Here is a 5,174-nt window from a genome sequence, read left to right as displayed (position 1 = left end):
TACTGCTTCAAGGGCCACCATAGCCTTGAAAGTTGTGTCATGATTCTTTCTAATCTTTCCCATCTTGCCATACCTCCTTTTAGGTTATGGCAGGTTAACATACACCTTAATACTCTGTCTAAATTCTGGGGAGCATTATAACAAAACGCGTCCAGACAAAATATCTGAAAGGGCTTCGTTCTTTTCTTGAGAAGGAGAATGAACGCATCGGCATCCTGTCAGGAAAATTTGATAAGGCAGATATTCTTGAAGAAGGTGGGAAACGTATTTATTTGATTCCGCACTGGATGCTATAGTTTTTCTGCATCGCTATAACCTTCCTCATGTATTCCGGCCTTTCCCTTAAATACCATGTTTATGAATACTGTATACCCAATAATAAACGGCAGGACTGTAAGGAAGATAGTCTGCATTACTTTTAATGTGTAAGGCCCTGCTGATGCATTGTAGGCGGTCAGACTATAAAGCGGATTAATACTTGAAGGAACTATTGCCGGAAACAGGCTCAGTCCGATAAATCCCATTATTGAGGCGATCAGCAATGAAGAGGCAGTAAAGGCCCTTCCATGCCTGCCTGCCTTTATCGCATAAGGTATATAAATAATTGAGCCAATGTTTATTATCCCAAGTGGTATTGATAGTGGGCTGCTAAGCAAGGCATGGAACATTATTGGTGATTTGTAGAAAGTAACTGCAACACCTGCGGGATACAGGATTATGAAGGCAAACCATGCGATTAACACATATCTCTTTATCCTGTGAAGATATACTTCATCAGCCTTTAGTGTCATATAAACAGCACCGTGCAATGTGAATAGCGTCACAGTAATAAGGCCGGTGAATATTGCATAAAGGTTGAATAGAGAAACAGGTTGTCCTGTGATTATCTGCTCCTCATTAACAGGCAGACCCAGGAGGATATTACCGAGCATGATGCCAAAGAACAATGATGCCGAGATGCTCCCAAAACCGAAGCATATATCCCATAACCGCTGCCAGCCGTGGGATGCCGATTTATTGCGAAACTCAATAGAGATTGCCCGGAATATTAATGAGATTAGTAAAAGAGAAAATAATATATAAAATGCACTCAGGAGTGCAGAGTAAACAACAGGGAACACGGCAAACAGCGTCCCGCCGCCTGCTATCAACCAGACCTCATTACCGTCCCAGAGCGGGCCAATAGAATTCAGATTAACGCGCCGTTCTCCTTCATCCCTTGTAGAGAGGTGTAATAAACCCACTCCCAAATCATACCCATCAAGAATGGCATATACTGTAATGACTAAACCTATGAGTAAGTACCATAATGTATTCAGGTCCATTGATTTATCTCTCTCTTTATCAGATAAACATAAAGACCGCCAATAAATGAGTATAGTATGGCAAACATAATAAGGGTTGTCAGGACATTAACAGCCGGCAGTGTAAGGGTTGCACCTTCTGCGGTTTTCATTACCCTGTAAATAATCCAGGGATGGCGCCCGACCTCAGCGGCAATCCATCCAAGCTGAGAGGCAATGATTGGAAGGGGGGCAGACCATACGAGTAATCTCAGAAATCCCTTCCCATTAAACAACTTACCGCGGAATAGTTGAATAACACCATAACCGGTTATCAATATAAAATACATACCAAGTACAACCATAGTCCGGAATGTGATAAATGGGATAAGCCGGGGCGGTACTTCATCAGAAGGGAAATCATTAATACCTTTAATAGTAGCCTCTGCATCACCAAAGGTAATAATGCTGAGGAGACTGGGGATTTTAACACTCATCTTCAACCCTGATGGTGTGTCAGAGGGAATCCCGAACAGGACAAAAGGTGCATGGGATTGTGTCTCCTGTACAGCCTCAAGTACAGCAAATTTTTCCGGCTGTGTAAGTGCTACCTGTTTCGCATGTTCATGACCAATGGGCATAACCTGTAACACACAAAGAATAAGACCTGTAATAATAGTGAACCTCAATATTGTTTTTGCCTCATCTACCCGCCTGTCATTCTTCAGCAAATAAGACGCTATGCCGGTTGCAAAAAATGTCCCGGTAATAAGCGTTGCATCTATTGTATGAAAAAACCTTTGAAATGTAGAAGGGTTAAAAATAACGTCCATGAAGTTTGTCAACTCTACCCTTCCATTGTTTATAACAAAACCTGCGGGTGTCTGCTGCCATGAGTTTGCTGTAAGTATCCAGAATGCAGATATTGTAGAACCTGCTGATACCATAAAAATGGAGAGCAGATGGATAGAACGTGATACCTTGTTTCTCCCGAATAAGTATAAACCGAGAAAGGAAGATTCCATAAAAAAGGCGATAAGCCCTTCTGCCGCCAGAAGCGGGCCAAAGACATCTCCTGAGAATTTTGAATAACCTGCCCAGTTCATACCGATCTGGAATTCCATAACAATGCCTGTAGCTGTACCGGTTATAAAGGTGATTGCAAATATTTTACTGAAGAACTTTGCAATCTGAACATAGACCTCTCCATCCTTCTTTTTCCAGCCTGACAGTTCAAAGACTACAAGCCACCAGGACAGACCGATGCTGATGGAAACAAAGATAAAGTGGAAAGAGATGGTCAGGAAAAATTGCAGGCGTGATAAGGTGACAACATCCAATAAAATTTTCTCCCCCCCTCACCCATCCCTCTCCCCTTAGGGGAGAGGGTAAGGGTGAGGGGTTTTCACGGTAATATTAATAGCATATTTTCAAAGAGTGTAATAGAAATGTTCAGGTTTACCATGAATCGTAACACAGGGATTTTTGCATTTCAACACACAGTCCTTTATAATTTTATTTCTTATGAACCGACATGAGCCTTCGGCTCACAAAGGATGATGAAAATGAGGCCCCCTCACCCGGAGCCCCCCTACTGCCCCCCCCACCCCCCCCGCAAAGGAGGGGGGAGGAATTTGGTAGGAATTTACTTGCAGCTCTCCCGCCAGGGGAGAGGGTGCTAAGTTTATTCCCTCCCCTTCAAGGGGAGGGTTAGAGCCTGCCCCCGAAGTAGTAATCGGGGGGTGGGGATGGGGTAATTTTCTTATGAACACAATCACTAAATCTCTTTCACATGAAATAAAGGACATTGGGAAAAAGATAGGTTTTACTCATATCGGCATTACATCGCCTGATATTGGTGAATGGGAGGTCAGGCTTAGGAATTGGGTCAATCAGTGTTATCATGGTGAAATGCAGTTTTTATCACGGGGCATTGATAGGCGTACAGATATTGCTTCTTCTTTCCCTGATGTAAAATCAGTAGTAGTCGCCTCAATGAATTATTTTTCAGGTGAAGGACACAGGAAATGCCTTGATGATCCGTCCATTAGATATAAGAGAGGATACATTGCCAATTATGCACTTAATGAAGATTATCATCCTGTTATTGAGGCAAGGTTGAGAGAACTGATGGAAGAGATTAACAGACTCACTGACGGCAGGGCAAAAGGAAAGATATATGTAGATGCCGGCCCTGTGCCTGAGAAGGCCCTTGCAGTAAAAGCAGGCATTGGTTGGGTTGGGAAACACTCTATAATCGTGAGTAAGGATGCCGGTTCATGGCTTCTGCTTGGGGTATTGCTGCTTGATATAGAACTTGATTTTGATGAACCTGCTACAGACCATTGCGGAAATTGCACAAAGTGCATTGAGGCATGTCCGACAAATGCTATAATAGAACCTTATGTGGTTGATGCAAGGCGATGCATTTCATATTTATTAGGAGAATTAAAGGGAGATATACCGGCAGAACTACGGCCGCTTATTGGAAACAGGATATTCGGATGTGATGACTGTCAGTGGGTATGTCCAAAAAACAAGACCGCCAGGGTTTCTTCTGAGAAGGCTTTTCAGCCAAGAGAGGATTTAAGCTCACCCCTGCTTGAGGAACTGATTGATGTAAGCGAAGACAGATTCAATACCATGTTTAACAATAATCCCATCAAACGGATTAAATGGAAAAGATTTAAAAGAAATGTTGAGAACGCAATTAAAAATGAAACACTCCTGAGCCTTAGGCTTACAAAGGATGATGAAAATTAGTGGGACAAGAATGTCCCACCTATCCTTGATATATATATCTGGATAGGCGGGGTTTTCTTACCCCGCCGTAGAGATTTTCGGGTAAAACATGGGAGAAGACAAATGAAATACGGTGAAGAAGAGATTAAGAATGTAGAATTGGAACGTTGGGAAAACTCCTGTCAGGACAGGGATTATGTAATTGACATATCATTCCCTGAGTTTTCCTGCCTCTGCCCGAGGTCAGGCTATCCTGACTATGCAACAATAAAGATAAATTATATACCGGATAAATATATTGTAGAGCTGAAGTCATTGAAACTCTACCTCAACAAGTTTCGCGATCAACACATCTCCCATGAATCTGCAACAAACAAGATATATGATGATTTAAAAAAATTGCTCGAACCAAGGAAAATTGAAGTGATAGGTGACTGGAATCCAAGAGGAAACGTAAAAACAATTATAAGAGTTTCTTCAGAGCAGAAAAGTTAGTGTAATATTGCCGACACGCCGGTTACTCATTTATACAAGGTCTTTCAAAACCCTCTGCATAATTCAGATAGGCAAGGAGCATGAAATGGTCATGTTCATTTACTGACTTGAATTGAATACCGATAGCAAAAAAATCTTCAAGAGGCTTTGTCCAACGAATATCTCCAAGCAGTGTCTCTACTCTGTCCACTTTATATTCATCAATGAAGGGAAGTTTAACAACTATCTCATTACCGGCACTCAACGGACGATTACTATAGATAACCATGCCGCTCCGGCTTATATTGACTATAAGGCCCTTGGTGCCGCCTTTACTATTCGGGCAGGCGACATCTATCTCTTTTAATAAACTTACCCGCTTGTGTTTACGCCTGTTACCCATAATATATGTTTCCTAAATCATACGCAAAAACTTATTAACATCTTCTAACTTGTATTTATTTAATATAAAAATAGACTTCTTTAATTTAAAAGTCAATAAATTTGCAATGTTATGTCAACCTGCTTTTGAACTTAGGGTCTGTCATAAAATAACCTATACATTTATGCATCTCATCTTCCGGCCATCTTTGTGTGCTTCTCAATCGCAACCCCTCAGCGTAGATTCAACTACGCCTTCGGGTTTGCTCAATCGGTCGCACTCAAACCTGACCG

The 5,174-nt window shown here is 41.8% G+C and carries 5 protein-coding genes; 2 read left to right on the top strand and 3 right to left on the bottom strand.

Annotation, left to right across the window (positions count from 1 at the left end; genetic code table 11):
* Positions 1-290: 290 nt before the first annotated feature.
* Positions 291-1,325, bottom strand: a complete 1,035-nt coding sequence (cydB, locus tag HZA08_13855; protein ID MBI5194505.1) for a cytochrome d ubiquinol oxidase subunit II — start codon at positions 1,323-1,325, stop codon at positions 291-293.
* Positions 1,316-2,623, bottom strand: coding sequence for a cytochrome ubiquinol oxidase subunit I (locus HZA08_13850; GenBank protein ID MBI5194504.1), 1,308 nt, complete (start codon positions 2,621-2,623; stop codon positions 1,316-1,318). Before HZA08_13850 ends, cydB begins: the two co-directional genes overlap by 10 nt.
* A 424-nt stretch (positions 2,624-3,047) precedes the next feature.
* On the opposite strand from HZA08_13850, the gene queG reads away from it, so the two are divergent.
* Both queG and queF read left to right on the top strand, forming a co-directional pair.
* Positions 3,048-4,046, top strand: a complete 999-nt coding sequence (gene queG, locus HZA08_13845; GenBank protein MBI5194503.1) for a tRNA epoxyqueuosine(34) reductase QueG — start codon at positions 3,048-3,050, stop codon at positions 4,044-4,046.
* 102 nt (positions 4,047-4,148) lie between these two features.
* A complete protein-coding gene (gene queF, locus HZA08_13840) occupies positions 4,149-4,520 on the top strand; it encodes an NADPH-dependent 7-cyano-7-deazaguanine reductase QueF (protein ID MBI5194502.1) in 372 nt (123 codons plus the stop codon).
* A 22-nt stretch (positions 4,521-4,542) separates the two neighbouring features.
* On the opposite strand, the gene HZA08_13835 is transcribed toward queF, so the two are convergent.
* Complete coding sequence (locus tag HZA08_13835) at positions 4,543-4,902, bottom strand: PilZ domain-containing protein (protein ID MBI5194501.1); 360 nt, start codon at positions 4,900-4,902, stop codon at positions 4,543-4,545.
* Positions 4,903-5,174 lie beyond the last annotated feature (272 nt).

It is taken from the genome of Nitrospirota bacterium (genome assembly GCA_016212215.1).
Lineage (GTDB): Bacteria > Nitrospirota > 9FT-COMBO-42-15 > HDB-SIOI813 > HDB-SIOI813 > JACRGV01.
This window is presented reverse-complemented; position numbering and strand designations above follow the sequence as displayed.